Origin of the sequence: Maridesulfovibrio sp., from assembly GCF_963666665.1 — a bacterium.
In the GTDB taxonomy this organism is placed as follows: domain Bacteria; phylum Desulfobacterota; class Desulfovibrionia; order Desulfovibrionales; family Desulfovibrionaceae; genus Maridesulfovibrio.
Genome location: NZ_OY762999.1, coordinates 1,161,078 through 1,180,666 on the forward strand (window position 1 = coordinate 1,161,078; position 19,589 = coordinate 1,180,666).

The 19,589-nt window shown below is 48.9% G+C and carries 2 protein-coding genes; both read right to left on the reverse strand.

What is annotated here, in order from left to right:
- Positions 1-116: 116 nt before the first annotated feature.
- The gene (locus ACKU40_RS05225) at positions 117-9,689 is read right to left on the reverse strand and encodes a non-ribosomal peptide synthetase/type I polyketide synthase (RefSeq protein WP_320175464.1); all 9,573 of its coding nucleotides are present in this window, start codon (positions 9,687-9,689) and stop codon (positions 117-119) included.
- Between the two features lie 20 nt (positions 9,690-9,709).
- Positions 9,710-19,582, reverse strand: coding sequence for a non-ribosomal peptide synthetase/type I polyketide synthase (locus ACKU40_RS05230; RefSeq protein ID WP_320175465.1), 9,873 nt, complete (start codon positions 19,580-19,582; stop codon positions 9,710-9,712).
- Between the last annotated feature and the right edge of the window lie 7 nt (positions 19,583-19,589).

Sequence of the window (19,589 nt, forward strand, 5' to 3'; positions counted from 1 at the left end):
TATCGCAAGTCATTATCAAGTTGAAGTGTGCGGAATATGAAATAAATGACAAGACCGCCATTATATGTAGGCGGCCTTGTTCATATGTGGGTAGGATATTTCAGCTTGAGTGCAAGTTAATTTGTCATCAGTGTACGCAGGTATACCGGAAGCAGTTCCTCTATCTTCGGAAATACAATTGTGCTTTTATCCAAAGCTTCCTTTGCATTTGTATTATCGAAAACGAGCTGCCTCGATATTTTTTCCGGATCAACTTTCTGTGGGAAAATAGGCAGTAGCGGAAGCAGTGAATTGCCCGGTTTCTCGATCCGTTTACGCCATTCGCCATAAGGAACAACATCGAGTTGCGCTCCGGCCTTATGCATGGCCGCTATAAGGGTGGATGCCTGTACAGGGTTGAAGCCGTCAATGTTGAAAAAGCGTTTATCGGAATTGCTCAGGGCAATATGGGTTATTGCCTCGCCTACAACATCGACAGGCAGGAAGTTTTCAGTACGGTCAAGGTCAGGAAAGCAGCCAGCCTGCATTGAACCTTTGACAATGCGGTAAAGGAAATCTTCCTTGTTCCAACCTCCGGTGCGGCTTGATCCGGTAACAAGCCCGGGGCGGTAAATACTTACCGGTACACCATGTTCTGCGGCCTGATTGAGAACTTTTTCAGCAATCCATTTGCTTTGCGGGTATCCGCCGAAAACTTGCATATCCTGATCTATGGGTTCTTCTTCATATATCCTGAGTGAGGTCTCGGCTCTGATAGGGCTGAATACGGAAACGGTTGAGATGTGATGAATGTGCTTCAGCCGTCCGGTGCATGCCAGTCTTACTGCTTCTCTTACACCCCGGACATTGGGACCGAGTAGGGTTTCGTATGAATAGATATAGTGAACCAGTGCTCCGGAATGGAAGATGGAGTCGGCTTCATCTGCCAGATGTTCGAATTCATCGGGACTAAGTCCGTAGCGTTCTTCAGACAGGTCGCCGGGAATTACCTCGATTTTATGTAGGTCCTTTTGAAAATCAAGGCTGTAGTCAGATGCAGTCTTGAGTATCCTTTCAAGGCCGTGTTCTTTGTCTTTTGCCCTTACAAGGCAGAATATTGTTTCTACCTGACTCTTCAGAAGTGCAGCAAGAATATGGCTTCCCACGAAACCGGTAGCTCCGGTAATGAACGGTTTCTTGATTTCCACAGGTTTTACTGCGCTGAGTTTTACAAGGTTCGCAGGGACCAGCGAGCCGATGCTGTTTGCTGATGGATGTTTTGCAAGCACGGATGTGTGCAGGATATCGACGACTTTTTCAGGCTCTTTTGCGGCTTTCTGTTTTTCCCGAGAATCCGTGCTGTGCTCCTCCTGAGTGCGGAAATGGTTGGCAAGGCCGCGTATTGTCGGAGATTCAAAGAATCTGGGCAGGGCAAATTCCGTGTCAAAGGCTTTACGTAATTCAAGGGTTATGCGTGCAGCAAGGACTGAGTCTCCTCCAGCTGAAAAGAAATCCATTTCCGGGTGGGTCTTCTCCCGTTGCAACAGGGAGTTCCAGATCTCGGCGACCTTCATTTCAGTTTCATTCAGCCGGGGTTCTCCGTCCATTGGTGAGCTTGTCTCTTTCGTCGGTTCAGGCAGAGCCTTGCGGTCAATCTTTCCACTGGGAGTAACCGGGAACTCTTCAAGCTGCATGAAATGGGACGGAACCATATAGCGGGGCAGCATCTTGGATGCGTAGTCTCTGAGTTCCTCCTCTCTAGCTGTTCCAATGTAATAGCAGACCAGTTTGGTTGTGGCCCCGGTTCGTAGCGCCACAACAGATAGGTTGCTGATTTTCGCATGGTTGCCCATAATGTATTCAACTTCAGCAGGTTCAACCCGGTGGCCGTTGACCTTGATCTGAAAATCCCGTCGTCCGGCAATCGTTAGAATCCCTTCAGCGGTGACGGTTCCCAAATCTCCGGTACGGTAGAGCCGTTGACCCGTGTCCGGGTGATGGATGAATGCCTTGTCGGTTCTGGTTTTGTCTTTGTAGTAGCCCATAGCCAGGCCTTTACCTCCGATATACAGATCTCCCAGTACATGCGCGGGGCAGGGGTGCAGGGATTCGTCAAGTACATACCACTGCTGGTTATCCATGGGATAGCCGTAGGGGATGGGACCGTCTGAAGGCCTGTGATCTGTAATAGGCAGGGATATTGACCAGATCGACGCTTCTGTCGCTCCGCCAAGGCTGTGGATGGCGGAATTGGTCGCAATCTTTTTCATCCGGGCAGGAGTATCCGGTGAAATTTTGTCCCCGCTGAGCATCACAGTGCGCAGAAGCGGAAGATATTTATTGCTGGATTCGGCATATTCAATGGCCAACTGAAGCAGGGCCGGGGCTGAGTTCCAGGCCGTGCACTGGTAGAGCGATAGGCATTCAAGCCAGTGTGCGGGGTCTCTCTGGCCTTTGTCGTCCGGAAGAACCAGAGCTGCTCCGGCGGCAAAGGCTCCGAAAATGTCATACACGGACAAGTCGAAGGTCAGTCGTGAGACTCCGAAGATTCTGTCATTACGGTTGATTGAATATCTTCTGTTGATGTCCAGAACCGTGTTGACTGCGGCTTCATGGCTTATTGCCACCCCTTTGGGTTTCCCGGTGGAACCAGAGGTATAGATTACATAGGCCAGTTCATCCGGTTGCGCCGGGGTTCGGTCCAGCAGTTTTTCTTCGTCATGATCCGGTTGCAGGGCGGATACAATCTCTTCTGTAAGCACAATTTTCAGTCCGGCTTCTTTGATTAATGTTTCGCGCCGTAATTCCGGAAGTTCATGATCAATGGGTACAAATGCCGCTCCAGAAGCGCATATACCGACAACAGTGGCTATCTGCATTGCTCCTTTAGGAATGCTGATCCCCACAGGAGTTCCGGCGGTGATGTCTTTTTTCTCTAGCCATTGAGCTACAGCTTCGGCCTGACGGGTCAGTTTGGCATAGGTCCACAGCCCTTCTGAGGTAATCACTGCGGGTCCGTTCGGATTTGTTCGGAGGGCGTCTTGAAAGAGTGAAAACAGTGTCTTAGGCGGTAATTCCGCTTCTGTTTTGTTCATCTTCTCAATGAGATTAGCTGTCCACCGGGGCAGGACATCAAAAGAGTTCTGCTGCCATGCGGAGTCGCTTTCAGCCAGAGATTCAAGAATCTGTACATAGGCCGCAAGCATGTCGTCGATCATGGATTCATGGAATAGTTCATCAACGGCATCCCAATGTATGACCAGTTCTCCTTGTTCTTCGTGGACCTGATTATCGAGCCATACTTGAGGAGTCTGGCTGATATTGAAACCGCGTTCTCCCATTGCTTCAAGCAGGCGTGGGCCTGAACTGCCGGAAATGTTGCTGGTAAACACCACCGGATAACTTTCACCGAAAGACATGCGTCCGCTTCTGGTCAGCCTGCGGATCACTTGAACTCCGGTCAGGGATGAATATTCCATATCCTGCCAGAAGCGATTTTGTATTGCTGCCACGCGTTCTTGAAACGGTTTGCTCGGGGCATGGTTTATTTCAAGCAGGCTGAGGCTGGTAAAGTCCCCAACGATATCATTAACCTGAGCGTGATAAGGTTGCCTGTTGAACAAGGTGATGTTTAGGCAGAAGTTATTGGAGCAGTTCCAGCGGGCCAGAACGTCCGCATATACGGCCATGAGCAGAAGAGAAGCGGTAAAGCCTTTTGTCTGTGCCTTCTTTTTAAGTGTGTTCCACTTATCCTTGGATATGATAGCTAGATGTTGCTTGAATTTTGGACTGGTGATTGTCTCCGGTGCGACAGCCAGCGGCAGGTCGGGGCCATGGGGTAATTCAGGCAAGCGTTCATCCCAGTAGGTTGATGCCGCTTCGAGTGCCTGCCGACCTTCCACGGAATTTTGCCATTGCTTATGGTCAGCCATATATTGTTCAAAGGTATAATCCAGATTGTTGAACAAGCCCTGACTGCATGCTTTTTCTGGGGATTTATTTTCAGCAGCTTCATAGATATCGCGAAGTTCGCGCATGATGATTTGCAGGCTACGGGCATCCGCTAGGAGCAGGTCAATGCTTACGCATATACGGGTAATATCTTCAGATAATCGAACTGTCTGCACGGTATACAAGGGCCACTTAGATGTGTCGTGAACCTTGTGCGATAGCTCGTTACGAACCTCATTCATTTTTTGTTGTCCCGTCTCTTCGGATAGTTCTCGCAGGTCGTGATGTTTTATTTCAAATGTGGGAACAGAGGCAGAAGTACGTTGCATTCCGTCTGCGGTAATGGTCATGCGGAGCATGGGATGGCGTTTAATCAATTCATCCCAGCTTGCGGAGTAACGCTGGCGGTCCAGATTTTCAAAATCGTATTCAGCGTAACTATGGCAGGAGACATCTCCCAAAGGCAGACTGCTGCTTCTTCCTGCCCAGTATGCGTACTGGGTGTCGGTCAGTTCGAAATCCCTTGTTCTTCCTTCTGTTTTGTTTTTCGGAGCAGGGTTGGTAGTTTCCGCGATACCTGTCTTTGTACGCACCAGTTCGCATATGTTTTTAATTGTCGGGTTGGCAAAGACTTCAGCCGGGCTGAGTTTCACGCCCAATTTCTTACGAAGCTTCTGGGACAGTTGCAGGAAGAGCAGGGAATCCAGACCGGACATGAGCAGGTTTTCTTCTATGGTCGGTGAACTGTTCGACTTAAGAAGATCGGACACAGATTTAATGAGAAATGCTTCAAGATTGTCACTTATGCATTCTTCATGAGTCTGGATTGAATCTGTTTGCTTTGAGTCCTTTTGGGCGGCAATCTGTTCGCTAAGTGAAAACCACGGTTCATTACCTGCTACGCTCATTTTGTCATAAAATAATGGCCAGTTGTTGGCTGTAGCATGAAGCACCGGTGCTGATTGGGGAATTGATTCCAGCACCGTGATCGCGCTGTCGGCATTTAAGGCATGTATGCCGATAGATTCGCGCTGTTCATGGCCATGCTCATCGTCTTTGAGCATACCGCAGTCATTGAAAGGCCCCCAGCAAATGCAGGTGGATGGCAGTCCTTGGGCTTGGCGCATTTCACTAAGAGCTTCAAGGTATCCGTTTGCTGCGCTGTAAGCCCCGGCGTTTGCAATCCCGTGCAGGGTGGCAATTGATGAAAACATCACGAAAATGTCCGGTTCCATGGAGGTGGTCATTTCATGGAGCAGGCTTGCACCTTTGATTTTCGCTGAGGTCCGGCGTCGGAATTCCTCCGGGGTGAGGTTTGCCACCGGGCTGTGATTGCTTTCCCCGGCCAGATGGTACACTGCGCCAATCTCAGGTACAGCTTTGCCGCAGTTCTTAAACAGTCCATTTACATCATCACGCTTTGCTATATCCGCAGCGTAAAAATGGATTTGGATGTTTTGCTTTCGCAAGCCCTCCCATTCTTTCTGTACGGGAGATTTTGGTTCATTTCTGGAGGTTAACAGGAAATTGCGGCAGCCGTTCTGTATAAGCCGTTTGATGAGGGCGCGGCCAAGTCCGCCAGTAGCTCCGCTGATTAATGCGGTCTTGCCTTGGGGAACGGCGAGCATATTGCTACGGAATCTGGAAATTGACTTTTCCGCATCAAGACTTTTTAGAACCGGAGTCAGCAGTTGCCCGCGACGATAGACATACTGACCGCAAGGGGTAGACTGGTCCAGTACATTCAGAACAGCCTCTTGGAGGGCGTTCCAGTTATTCAGGTTTATGCTGGTCACTGTGGTCTGCGGATTCTCAGTAGCAAATACCCGGGCAAGTTCCCAGATTGCTCTTTGCTCCGGTTTTGTGCTTTCACCTGCAACCGAAATTGCCCCCGATACCGCAAGAATGAGGGAACGTACACTGCTGAAATTTGACAGATAGGAGAAGAAGCGCACGTGCTCATCCAGATCAGTGTTTTGGGCAACGTAGATAATATCCAATTGCTGATCGCGTGAATGGCCCTTTGATGTGAAGAGTTCCTCCTCCAGATTTTCCAGAGTTTCTGTAGTCATGTTTTCAGCTTTAATCGATCTGACCGGGTGTGATCCGATTGAATCAAGCGAAAAGGAATTAGATAATCCTGAATGGATAAGCGCAAATGACCGTTTATAGTTGAATATTTCATCGGGTGCTGTTTCCGCTTCAAACGGCTGCCAGTCTAAGAAAGTCAGTTTTGGTGTGTGGCTGGCGGCATGGTCGCTGAACTTGGCATCATCAGGAATTCTGACTAGCTCCATTCCGGAAATGGTTAGGACTCTTTGTTCTTCTGGAGTACTCAGGACTATATCACAAAGCACGGATTCAGGATTGTTTTCATGTAACTGTACGGAGCACTTCAGCCTTTCATCGTGAGAATTATGGAAAGAAACTGATCTGGCATTTATTGGTGCCAGAATGCAGGGCGGGCTGAATAATTCCGGGAATGCTCCTAAAAGCTGGATGCCGGGATCAATCAAAGAAGGATGCACATCCAGACCGCCTCCGCCAGCCAGTAATTCTTTTTCCAGAATGATATCGGCGTGAACTGCATTTTCAGTTACACGGATATTTTCAAACCGCCACAATGGTGCTCCTTCAGCATTTTTACCCATGGATTGCAAAGAGGGCGGAAACATATCAGGCGAGAATGAGGTTTCCCCTGCGGCGATGTTAGTCGCTGTTTTATATGTCGGGATGTCTGCACTAATCTCGGCTGTTGTGCACTCAAGCCATTGCCTCTTATTTTCCTGAAGAATCTTAATCTCTCCATTCTCATTAGGGAGAATGTGTACGGAAACCGGGGTTTCACTGGAAAGCAGCACCGGAGCTTTGAATTTGATGTTCTCGAGGCTTATCGCGCTTTTGTCTCCTTTGAAATTCTTCCAGACATCAGACATGAGAGTTGCCAGCACTCCCAGCGGAGCCATATGTTTTCCATTGATGATGTGATTTTGCAGGGCCGGAACACGTTGAACGTCGATGGTTGCCTTGAATGTAGGAAGGGGATGGTTTTCACGGCGTAATTGTAGAGGGTGGTTTGATATTTCAGGAGTGTTTATTTCCTGAGAAGACATTGCCTCAATTTGGTGCTGATTGTTTTTTATGCTTCTCGGAGCCCAGTATACATCTTTTTTGAAAGCGTATGTGGGCAGAGAAATCATCTGCGCTTCCTTAGAAACTAGGGGAGTCCAGTTGATTGTGGAACCGAGCTTATAAAGCTCTGCTGTTGTCGCAGCTGTGCTGATTTTTGGATCCACTCCTTTGCGCATGCTGCTAATAATTTGTGTGTCCTGTGCCAGAAAGCGTTTTGCCATTCCTTCAAGAACGGCATGGGGACCGACTTCGAGAATGATGTCGCATCCGGTTTCCAGAAGAGCTTTAGCTGCTGCGGTAAATTGTACAGGCTGGCGCAGGTGGTCGGCCCAATATTCGGAATCGGTTATAAATTTAGGCTCTTGTTGTCCTGTAACGCAGGAAATATAATTTATGACCGGAGTATTAAGATCAACCGTCCTTACTTCCCGTTCAAATTCGGAAACAATCGGATCCAGCTGGTGGGAATGAAATGCATGGGACACATCCAAAGAGCGGAATATTATATCTTGTCCTTCTGCAATGCTTTCGAATTTCTTAAGGGATTCAAGCGGTCCGGCGAGCACAGTATGTTCCGGGCCGTTTATTGCTGCTATGTCCAGATTACTGAAGGAATTTTCATTGGTAAGTTTTTGCAGATTTTCCTTGTCAGTAAAGAAGGCTGTCATGCCCCCACCTGCGGGCAGAGAGGAGCACAGAGCACCCCTAAGGCAGATAAGGCGTGCTGAGGTTTGAAGCGGCATGACATTTGCCGCGCAGGCGGCTGCATATTCTCCGATACTGTGGCCCATTACAGCATGGGGAGTTATTCCGAGAGAGAACCAGTGTTTGTACAGTCCGTATTCAATGGCGAATATGGCGGGCTGGGCATACTTAGTGTCTTCAAGATATTTAGTATTGTCATTAAAAAGGACATTGAAAAGGGGGGTGTCCAGATGATCCTGCATGGCCTCCGCAACTTTATCCACAGCTTTACTAAAGACCTTCGAGCTTTGGTAAAGTCCTTTACCCATGCCGGCATATTGGCTGCCCTGACCGGTGAACATGAAACCGATTCTTGGTTTTTTGCTTGTGGCGACATTTATGACCGGGGATTTCAGTTTTTCTGCCAGATCATGGCAATTTTCTCCGAATACGGCGGTTCGGCAATCAAAGTGTCTGCGTCCTTTGCAGAGAGTGCGCATGACGGACGCCGGTGAAATGGTGGGATTCTTTTTCAGATTCTGCGCTAGAGAAGAGCATAATTCGGACAGGCTTTCTTCGTTTTTGGCGGAGACAGGTAAAATGAATTGCTCTTCCTCTGTTGTCATTTTAGGAGCGGATTCCACTGGCGGACTTTCAAGAATTATATGCACATTGGAACCGCCCACACCGAAAGAACTGACCCCGGCAAATCTTTTGCCATCATCAGTGTTCCACGGGCGCAGTTCAGCTATGGGCAGGAAGGGCGTAGTCTCGAAGGGAATACGCGGGTTGGGTTTATTGAAATGCAGTGAAGGAGGCATTTCCGCATGCTTAAGGGCCAGTGCGGTCTTGATTAAGCTGCATACTCCTGCTGCTGTATCAAGGTGCCCCACGTTGGTTTTGACCGAAGCGATGGCGCAATATCCGCAATCCTGAGTGTATTTGCGGTAGGCATTGGTCAGGGCTTGTATCTCAATGGGGTCGCCGAGGGCTGTCCCGGTTCCGTGCGCTTCAAGATAGCTGATATCGCGTGCTGAAATATCGGCAAGTGAAAGGGCATCCTGAATAACTTCAGACTGTCCCGACACGCTGGGCGCGGTGAATCCGGCTTTGTCGGAGCCGTCATTGTTCATGGCGGAACCGCGTATTACCGCGTAAATGTAGTCCTTATCGCGCAGGGCATCTTCCAGCGGTTTTAAGAGTACCACACCGACTCCGTTTCCAGCGCAAATACCCTGCGCATTTTCATCAAATGCCCTGCATTTGGCATCCGGGGAGCAGATCATGCCTTCTTCGTATATATAGCCGATATGCTGGGGAACTGTGATGGATGCGCCGCCAGCGAGGGCTGTGTCGCACTCTCCGGTGAGCAGGCTTTGTATGGCCATATGAACTGCGGCAAGGGAACTTGAGCAGGCCGACTGGACAGTGACACTCGGTCCGGTAAGGCCTAATTTGAACGAAGTCCTGGTTGCAATGTAGTCTTTATCGTTACCGATGAGTGCCCCGAATGCGGCACTGGTTCCGGTAGTGTTAGGATCAACCATGGTATCAAGGTAGGAGCTCATTTTGGTTGCGGCAAAGACCCCGGTTCGTGTGTTTTTGATCCCGGCGAGGGCTCCGTCCTCAAGAGCTGCCCATGCGCATTGCAGAAAAATTCTCTGCTGGGGGTCCATGCGCAGGGCTTCGGCTGCGGAGTAACCGAAAAAATCTGCGTCAAAACTTTCAATATTTTCGATCGGATATCCACGCTTAACATAATCAGGGTCGGAAAGAGTTTCCTGCAGGACTCCGTTGGCGATTAGTTCGTCATCAGTGTATTCGGCCAGTACATCCACACCGTTTCTGAGGTTGTCCCAGAAGGTGTCTTTGTCTTTTGCTCCGGGGAAACGGCATCCAATACCAATAATGGCTATAAAGTCAGCTGTGTTGTATTCGCTCATCGTTTTATCCATTCTTATTGTTAGACGCGGGCTTTGCGGCGGTTGCGTCTTCTGTTTCGGGAAGTATTCTGTTTGGGACTATCCTGATCCGGGGCTTCTGTCTCAGAAGGTTGATTGAGCATGGATTGCAATGCTTCAGCCAACTTGCTGATACTCGGATTGGCAAAGATTGTTACAGCATCAAGGGATATACCCAGTTCACGGGTCAGGCTGTTCTGTAAGCGGATCAGGTGCAGGGAGTTTGCACCGAGATCAAAGAAGCTGGCACCGTGATCGGAGCAGTCTCCTCCGGTGAGTTCGTTAAGCTTTTCTTCGATTGTTTCGGCAAATTTTTCTATGGAGCGGGTTGTACCTGTATCATCTGAAGCGAAAGCAGCTGATTTATCAGTCGCTTCGCTATCTAGTTTGGGAGTGGCTTTATACATCGAATGTTCAGCAGACGGTTTCGGCAGTGCTTTGCGATCTACTTTGCCGTTGGCAGTCAGTGGTAGTTTGTCCAGCAGGACCAGATAGTCAGGAAGCATATATGGGGGCAAAGCCTCGGTAAGCCTGGCGACAATGCTTTCTTCTAAGTTATGTTCCTGTCTTTTTTCACTCTGACAATAGACGGCCAGACGTTTTTCTGTTCCTTCGCCGATAATAGTCGCTGCGGCATTGATTACCTGTGGAGTCCGAATTGCGGCAGATTCTATTTCACCCAGCTCAATGCGATGACCGCGCAGTTTGATCTGGCTGTCATTTCTGCCGACGAAACGGATCGTTCCATCAGGGTGGAAGTAGCCAAGGTCCCCGGTGCGGTATAAACGTTCTCCACTGCGGGGGTGCCTGATGAAATGGGCAGCTGTCTTGTCTTGGTCTCCAAGATATTCGAGTGCCAGTCCGTCACCGCCGATATATAATTCACCAACAGCCCATTCCGGTTTGGGAGACAGGTCATGAGAAAGCACGTGAAATTGCTGGTTATACATGGGAGAGCCATAAGGAATGTTTTGCCATTGCTTATTCATCTTCTCTATCGGGTAGAGGATGGACCAAATTGAAGCCTCGGTTGCTCCGCCAAGTGAAACGATTTGGCAGGAATCACTCAAAGCCCTTATTCTTTGCGGCAGGGTCAGCGGAATCCAATCGCCGCTCATCATGCACAAGCGTAGGGAGGATGGAAGTTTTTTGTTCGTAGCCTCACAATATTCCACAAGCATTTCCATAAGCATGGGAACTGTGTTCCAGATGGTGATCTGTTGCTGTTTTAGCAGTTCCAGCCAGCGAAGCGGGTCTTTTTCTCTTTCCGGTTCGGGCATAACCAATGTTCCTCCAGCATCGAGAATTCCGAAAATATCAAAGACGGAAAGGTCGAAGGTGAGGTTGGCTAGTCCTAAAACAGAGTCTTCGGGGGTGATCTGAAAACGGGTTTTCAAATCGTCGAAGGTATTGCAGGGGCCTTGATGGTTCAAGACTACCCCTTTGGGATCACCGGTGGAGCCGGATGTGTAGATGCAGTAGGCTGTGTCGGATGGTGAGCCTTTTTGTTCCCAGTTAAAGTAGTCCGGTATTCCCGGTTCATCAGTCAGCAAATCATAGTTTTCGGGAATATTCTTGGCGGTATCCGGACTGGTGATTACCAGTTTGCATTTTGCGTTATCGAGTATTTTGCAGGTGCGTTGTACAGGACTTTCCGGTGAGATAGGGATGTAGTGGCAGCCAGCCAGAAGAGTTCCTAAAACGGCTGCAATCTGACGAATTCCTTTAGGCTGGATCACTGCTACCGCACTTGCGGGAGTAATATCGCGTTTTTGAATTTCCGAAGCGATTGCCACAGCTTTAGTGTACAGCTCCCCATAATTGAGAGTCACTTCTGCGGTTGTCAGTGCCGGAGCTTCCGGCTGACGTTCAACATGGTACATGAATCCGTCAATAAGGAATCTGGTTCCTTGCGGAGCAGCCTGATCCGGTATAGTGCCGGGTTTCTCTGCCGTATTGTTATATGATTTGCGGCGCTCAGCCTGTGGCTGCGGCAGACGCACTGCTTCGATAAAGGTCCAGTCGTCTGACTCAGCAAGTCTGTAAAGTAGGTCTTTATAAGATGAGAACATGTCTTCGATCATTCCCTGCGGAAATAGTTCGGCTACATAGTCCCAGTTAAATACCAGACCTTCCTTGTTCTCATAAACCTGATGGTCCAACCAGATCTGCGGGGTCTGGGTCAGGCAGTATTTCTGGACACCGAAGGAGTCTATGACTGAAGCATCCCTGCCAAGAGCTTCCGAACCGATGGCACTGGTGAAAACCACTGGCACTACGGCATGGTCGTCCCCGGCAATTTTGGCCATTTCGCGCATTACCTCAACTCCGCCGAAGTGGCGGTGGTCGAGGTCCTTCCATAGCCTGCGCTGAAGAAGTCCTGCGTATTCGGAAAAATTATCGGACAGGGATTTTGCAGCGTGATCCGGTGTTTCAAGCAGCGTAAGGGAAGTAAAGTCCCCGACGATACTGTTAATATCCTTATGGATCGGGGCCCTGTTGAACAGAGTCAGGTTGATGGAGAATCTTGGCGATTTACTCCATGCGGCAATGGTTTTGGTATAAGCGGCGCAAAGCAGCGATGATGGAGTGATATTTGAGTTCGATGCCTTTTGTTTGATTGTCTTCCAGATTTGCGGTTCAAGACTGTGCTCAAGCCTTGAGAAATGAGGGATTCCTATCTCCTCCGGTCTTTTGACAAGAGAAAGATCCGGGCCTGCAGGCAGGGATTTAAGTCTATTCATCCAATATTTTTTAGCTTGAGCATAGGAGTCGCTTTTTCTGAACTCGCGTTCAGCCATGATGTAATCACGGAAAGTTAAGTCCAGTACTGGGAGGGTCGCCTTTCTATTTTCCTTTGCTGCGACATAAAGTTTTTTCCATTCCTCCATGACCAGAAACAGGCTCCATATATCCACGCAAAGAGCATCAAAGCTCATGTGGATGCGCATGTTTTTGTCATCGGTTCTGCTTAAGCGAATATCAAACAGGGGCCACTGAGCTGGATTAAGGACCTGATGTGAAAGTTCGGCACGGACTTTCTCAAGCTCTGCCTGTTTTTCCTGTTTAGAATTTTTGCGTAAATCAGAGTAAGGAAAATTCAGCCAGTCCGTTTCAGCAAGTACTTGCTGTCTGCCGTCATCATCTACAATAGCGCGTAGCATGGGGTGACGTTTAATCAACTCGTTCCATGTATATTCCAGCAGTTCGGCATCAGTCAGCCAGCTATCTATTTCAAGATAGATATGAGTGGAAATGCCGCCCAAAGCGTAAAGGTTTCCGCGTCCGATCCAATATGCCTGCTGAATGTCAGACAGCGGGAAGGAGGCGTTGGCTTCTTCAGGGCAGGAAATGAGTATCGGCAATTCCTGACGTTGCGTTGTCTGTTCTTCAAGCCATTTTGCTTGTTTGCGCAGGGTTGAAAGTTCGAAAACTTTACCCAGTGGTAATTCTTTGTCCATTTTTTTGCGGATTGCGGCAGCGAGCCTGATAGCCAGCAGTGAATCTCCGCCAAGAGCAAAGAAGTCTGATTCAAGTGATGGAGTATCGGTTCCAAGAATACTGGTCCAGATTTCCTGCAGAACCTTTTCTTCTGCGGTAAGGTGCTGCTGTTCAGCTGCGGTGTGCCGGGGATCTAGTGCTCTTTCCGGTACAATCAGTTTCTGGCGGTCTATTTTCCCGCTGGGGGATGTCGGCCATTCCTGCACCTCAACAATTTCATCCGGATGCATGTAGTCTGGAAGCATTTTTTTGCAGGCTTCAATAATTTCTTCCGAAGTCTTCTCGGAATCTGATTCGGTTCTAAAGAACAAGGCTAATACCTTGCCTCCCGAGGGGCGCGTGGCAGCAATGGCAATTGCGTCAATTACATTGTCCGCACTTGTGGCTGCGGCTTCAATTTCACCTAATTCAATGCGGTGCCCCCTGATTTTGACCTGAAAGTCATCCCGTCCGAGGAATTCTATATTCCCGCAGGGGAGCCAACGTCCCAAGTCTCCGGTCTTGTACAAGGTTTCGCCGGTTATGGGATGAGATATGAATGCCGCAGCAGTTTTTTCGGGATCATTGTAGTATCCGTCCGCAAGTCCTTTTCCACCGATATAGAGATCGCCGACAGCCCAGTCCGGCCTGTTCCCGCCATTGTGGGAAAGAACATGGAAGGTCTGGTTGGTCATGGCTTTGCCGTAGGGAATACTTTTCCAGTCCGGTTCAACCCGTCCTACGGGGTAATGAATCGACCAGATTGAAGCTTCTGTAGCTCCTCCAAGACTGTGAAGTTCCATGGCTGGGAGAACCCGTTTAGCTCTCTCCGGCAGGGTAACCGGAATCCAGTCTCCGCTGATCATTGCAAGCCGCAGTGAAGGTGTTTCGCTGGAGCTATGCCTGTTCTCCATGGAGGTTATCAGCATTTCAAGCTGTGCGGGCACGGAGTTCCAGAGGGTTGCCCGGTGTTGATCCATGATCTGCAACCATGCTTCCGGGTTTCGTAGTTCATCTTGTGCAGGCAGAATTAAGGTTGCTCCGACTCCGAGTACTCCGAAAATATCATAAACAGATAAATCGAAGTTCAGACGGGCCAGTCCCATAACCCGGTCTTCGGAAGTCACCCTGAAGCGACGGTTGATGTCTTCGCAGGTATTTCTTGCTGCTGCGTGCGAGATTGCCACGCCTTTGGGTGTTCCGGTAGAGCCTGAAGTAAAGATTATGTAGGCCAGTTGTTCCGGGGAGCAGGGATTTTCAGTGCCGTAATATTTTTGGGGTTCGGCTTCTAAAATTCTGTCCACGTCAATTCGTTGTATATGTTCCGGCAATTCTATTTTCTGTTTCGATAGAGTCAGAACCGAGCGCAGATCAGCCTGCTTTATGATTGCTGAGATTCTTTCTTTCGGTAGATCAGGATCTATGGGCAGGTAAGTTCCTCCGGCTTGGAGTACGCCGATGGTTGAAGCCGTTTGCAGCCAATGTTTAGGGATTAGGACCGCAACTGGTTCCGCTTGCTTAATGCTTAATTCGGCCAGTGTCGCAGCGATGGAATTGATAGCCTCGCCAAGGCGCTCATAGCTGATTTTTTTATCGCCGCTGATTATGGCGGTTCTTTCCGGGTTAGTATGGATCATTTCCATGATCGGCGAGTGCAGTAGACCGGAGGGCAGATAGGCGTTAGTGTCATTGGAAGCAATGCGTTGCCTGCGTTGTGATTCAGGGAGGCGTACCGCGATTTGTTTATTCCATGCTGATCTGCTTTCAGCGAGATTTATCAGCAGTTTGCTGTAACTCTCGAACATGGCCTCAATCATACCCTCTGGAAAACGGTCTTCAACGAAATCCCAGTTCCATTTTAAGTCGCCTGCATCTTCCCACGCCTGATGGTCGAGGTGGACCTGAGGGGTCTGGAAGATTCCAAAGGGCACTTCACGTATCAATCCTTCCGGAAGGGTGTCAGGAAAGAATCCTCGAGGTTCATTTCTGGTGATGGGCAGCAGGCTGGTGAAGACCACAGGCATTGCGGAAGGTAAGCCCGCTGCCCGTAGTTTCCTCAGGATTTTTACGCCGGAGTAAATGCGGTGTTCGAGGTTTTGCCACAGGTCGTCCTGAATTGACTGCGCCCGTTGCAGGAATGTTTTATCTCTCAAGGAAACAGAGTGCGGCATGGATGATGTAAAGTCACCGGCCAGATGCGGTATATCATTATGCCCCGTAGGTCTGTTGAACATTGTCAGGGTGAGGGTGAAATCCGGAGATTTGCTCCATGCCCCGATCACTTCCGCAAAGACAGCCAAAAGCAGCCCTGAAGGGGTGAGGTTGTATTCGGAAGCCATGGATTTGAGGTTGCGCCAATGAGCGGCTGTAAGTTTGCCGCTGCGGCGGACAAAACGTCCGGCTCCTTCCTGACTAGATACGGTAGGCAGTTCCGGTGCCGGGGCGATTGATGTTAATTTCTGGGACCAATATGCTTCAGCAGCTTCGTAACTATCCGATTTTTCGGTCTGCTTCTCGTGCATTACGCAGTCACGAAAAGTAAGACTCAAAGCCGGAAACTTATTTGCAGCCTGTTTAACCATGTCTTCCAAATTCTGCGAAGGTTCAGGAACTGCGTTATAAAGAGCGGATAGTTCTCTTGCCAGAATAAGCAGTGTCATTCCATCCCCGATGAGGAGATCGAAACTGATGTGCAGACGGGTGGATTGATCCGGCTTTCTGGAAGCGCGAAGCGCGAACAACGGCCATGTGTCGCTGGAATGAACCGTGTGTGACATGGAGTCGCGGACGGCCTCCAGTTCAATCTCTGCCTGTTCTTCAGCCATTGAACTCAGGTTTTCTGTGGAGATTGAATATCTTGGAGTTTTTTCGAGAACCTGCTGTTTCCCGTCTTCGTGGATTATGGTTCGAAGCATAGGGTGACGTTCAATAAGCGTATTGACAGCCATATCGGCTTTTTCCTTGTTAAAGGAATTCAGGTCCAGCTCCAGATAGAGGTGGCAGGATACTCCGCCGGATTCCATGTCTTCCCGTCCAACCCAGTATGCGTGCTGGATGTCGGTAAGGGGGAAGGGAGTGTTCTGGTTTTCAGGATCAGTTTTTAGCTGGATGGATTTTGTCTGTTCGTTCCGTATTTCAGATTCTTCAGAGGTCTCAGAGGGCAGCTTTTCCAGAATAGCTGCGGGCGACCCTTGCATAACGTCTGCCAGAGGTATTTTGCATCCTGTTTTAGAAGCGATGGTTTCAACCATGCGGAAGGCCATCAGGGAATCCATACCTTGCGAAGCAAGCGGGACATTCATGAGAATGTTCTCCGGTTTGGTCCACATCTCCTCTGCAATCCATCCAAGCAGGAGTTTTGCGGTCCCGGACAGTTCTGCGTTTTCCTTTTGCTTGGAAGATCCGCTTTGAGTCTCTTTTAGCAGTCCTTTAAGACTTGTTTTTCCTTGTTCAGCTTTGTCTACTGAATCCGTCGGAGGTAAGAGGAATTTTGTTTTGTTGAACTTTGTGGGGGGAAGAGAAACCACGCTCCCTTCGGGGAAGACTTTATCCCATTTAATCTTCTGTCCGGCTTGAAGGAGGTCGGATAGTGCTGCGGTTTCAGCTGCGGTTCTTTTTTTGTCAGAAAGTTGTTTTGCAGCAATCCATGAGCCGGAGAAATCAGGAATGATTCGTTTAGCCATTGCTGTTAAAATAGGTTTCGGTCCGACTTCGGTGATGCTGTCTACACCGAAACCTTCGAGACTTTTTACTCCCTGCAGGAATTGAACTCCCTTGCGCATATGCGCGCACCAGTAGTCAGCGCTTTGCAGCATGTAGCCGATGGCAATCTCACCGGTGACGTTTGAAACTATGGGAATGGAAGGAGGGGAGTAGGATATTTTTTGTGCTGTATTGTGAAACTCTGCAAGAGCAGGTTCCAGCAATTTAGAGTGGAAAGCATGGGAGACTGAAAGCTGTACGGTTTTGATGTTTTGCGATTCCAGCTCAGAAATTATGGGTTTTAATAGTTCCAGATTGCCACTGATAACAATGTTTTCTGGCCCGTTTACCGCAGCAATGTCCACTAGATCGTTATAATCATTAAGAATGTTTTGGATTTGCTCCTGAGGAGTGAGAACAGCGTACATGCCTCCGGCAGAAGTTCCTGAAGCAGGCAGTTTCTGTATTGCTTCTCCCCGTTTAATGACAAGTGACAGAGCATCTTCAAGAGAGAATACTCCGGCAAGGCAGGCGGCGACATATTCTCCGACACTGTGTCCCAGCATGATTGCCGGTTCTATGCCCCATTCCATCCAGAGGCGGGCCAGAGAATATTCATATGCAAATAAAGCGGGCTGGGTATAATTAGTTTGGTTGAGTTTTTCCTGTGATGATTCGAAGAGAAGGTTCTTCAGGTTTACGCCCAATTCAGAAGACGCGATGTCAGCGCAATGATCTATCTGTTTTTTGAAAAACGGGAAGGAGTTGTAAAGCTCAAGTCCCATGCCCGGATGCTGCGAGCCTTGTCCTGTAAAAAGAAAGGCTGTTTTATGCGGTTTGTTTTTTATCGAATCGTAATTTCCTGATTCGGAAAATTCCCGCAGCTGCTTAATTATCCCGTCATAATCTGGCGCGGATAATACCGTTCCTACCTGTTCAGAGTTGGCGGCGCGTCCACTTGTATAGGCGATATTTTCGAAAAATTGAGGACCTTGCTGTTCGAGATAATTAGTGTAGGTTATGGTTTTGTCCCGCAAACGTTTAGGAGTGTCGGCCCCTATGGGCAGGATGAACTCTTTATTGTTTTTTCGGGAGAATATTTTCCCTTCTGCTTTGGGGGATTCTTCCAGAAGCACATGTGCATTCGCTCCACCTATGCTGAAACTGCTGACTCCGGCCCTCTTGGGTTGATTTCCGGTCTCCGGCCATCTAGTGTTGGACTGGGGTAGCAAAAATGATGATTTAAATTTTTCCAGACGATGGTTGAGTTTCTTGAATGCGTGTTGGGCTGGGATTTCTTCATGCTGCATGCAAAGGACAGTCTTAATAAGTCCGGCTACGCCTGCCGCAGATTCCGCATGACCAATGCATGGCTTTACAGAACCTAATATTACAGGGTGTTGACGTTGCTCATGCCGATAAACTTTTGAAATCGCTTCCACTTCAATGGGATCGCCAAGTGGAGTACCGGTTCCGTGCGTCTCAATGTACTGAATCTGTTCCTGCTTCAGACCTGCGTTGTCCAATGCCTGTTGCAGAAGTCTTTGCTGAGCTTCTCCGTTGGGGGCTGTGATACCGTTGCTTCGTCCATCCTGATTGGCTGCTGTTCCGGCGATTATTGCCTGAATGGGGTCGCCGTCTTTGATAGCCTTATCTAGTGGCTTCAGTGCTACAACCCCGAGTCCTTCCGATCTGATATAGCCGTCAGCGGAATCATCAAAAGTTTTGCATCGTGCATCACGGGCCATAAGTCCCGCTTGCGAGCAGAGAATGTGCATTTCCGGGGAAAGTATTACGTTTACCCCTCCGGCCAGAGCCATATCGCATTCTCCTGCGGCCAGAGATTTTACAGCCATGTGAATCGCGGAAAGAGAAGCTGAAGATGCCGTATCTACAGCCATGCTGGGGCCCGTCAGGTCAAGGTGATAAGAAATTCTATGGGCGGCCATGCTGCCGAACATCCCGGTGGCCGAGTGCATATCCAGATCCTGCCGATACTGTTTTACCCGGCTTGCGTAGTCGTTGTTGAAAATCCCAATGAAAACACCGGTGTTGGATTTCGCCAGACTGCGCGGAGTCATTCCCGCATGTTCAAGGGCTCTCCATGCCGCTTGCAGCAGCAGGCGGTGTTGTGGGTCCATAACCATTGCTTCCCGTGGGGAAATTCCGAACAATTCTGCATCGAAGGCTTCCATATCATCTATAAATCCGCCTTTGTTTACGTAACTTTTACCTTTTTCGGAATTTGGTGAGTAAAAAATACTTTTGTTCCAACGGCTGTCCGGAATGATGCTCAGTCCGTGGTCTCCGCTGTTCATCAGGTTCCAGTAGCTTTCGAGTGAGTTACCGCACCCGGGAAATGAGCATGACATACCAATAATAGCGATGCGCCCGTCTGGTTGGTTGCTTTGGGGCTGCTTCGCCGGTGCGGGAAAAGTATTTTTGCGTTCCAAAACAAGTCTGGAGAAATCTTGGATAGTAGGATGTGAGAAAATATCGGCAGTAGTTATTTCAACTGAATATTTTTGTGAGGTCTTGGCGGCAAGATTGGATAATTCAAGCGAAGATAAGCCCTGATCAGCCAGAGGAGTATTATGGCAGATAGTTGCCGAAGTTTGTTTTTGTATCTGCTTTAGTAGCCAGTCGGAAACGTTATCGTAATTATATCCATCTAATTCTTGTATATTAAGCATGCTGAGT

Coding starts and splice junctions, on each gene's coding strand:
- ACKU40_RS05225 (WP_320175464.1), bottom strand. CDS start 9,689: ATGAGCGAATACAACACAGCTGACTTTATAGCCATTATTGGTATTGGA.
- ACKU40_RS05230 (WP_320175465.1), bottom strand. CDS start 19,582: ATGCTTAATATACAAGAATTAGATGGATATAATTACGATAACGTTTCC.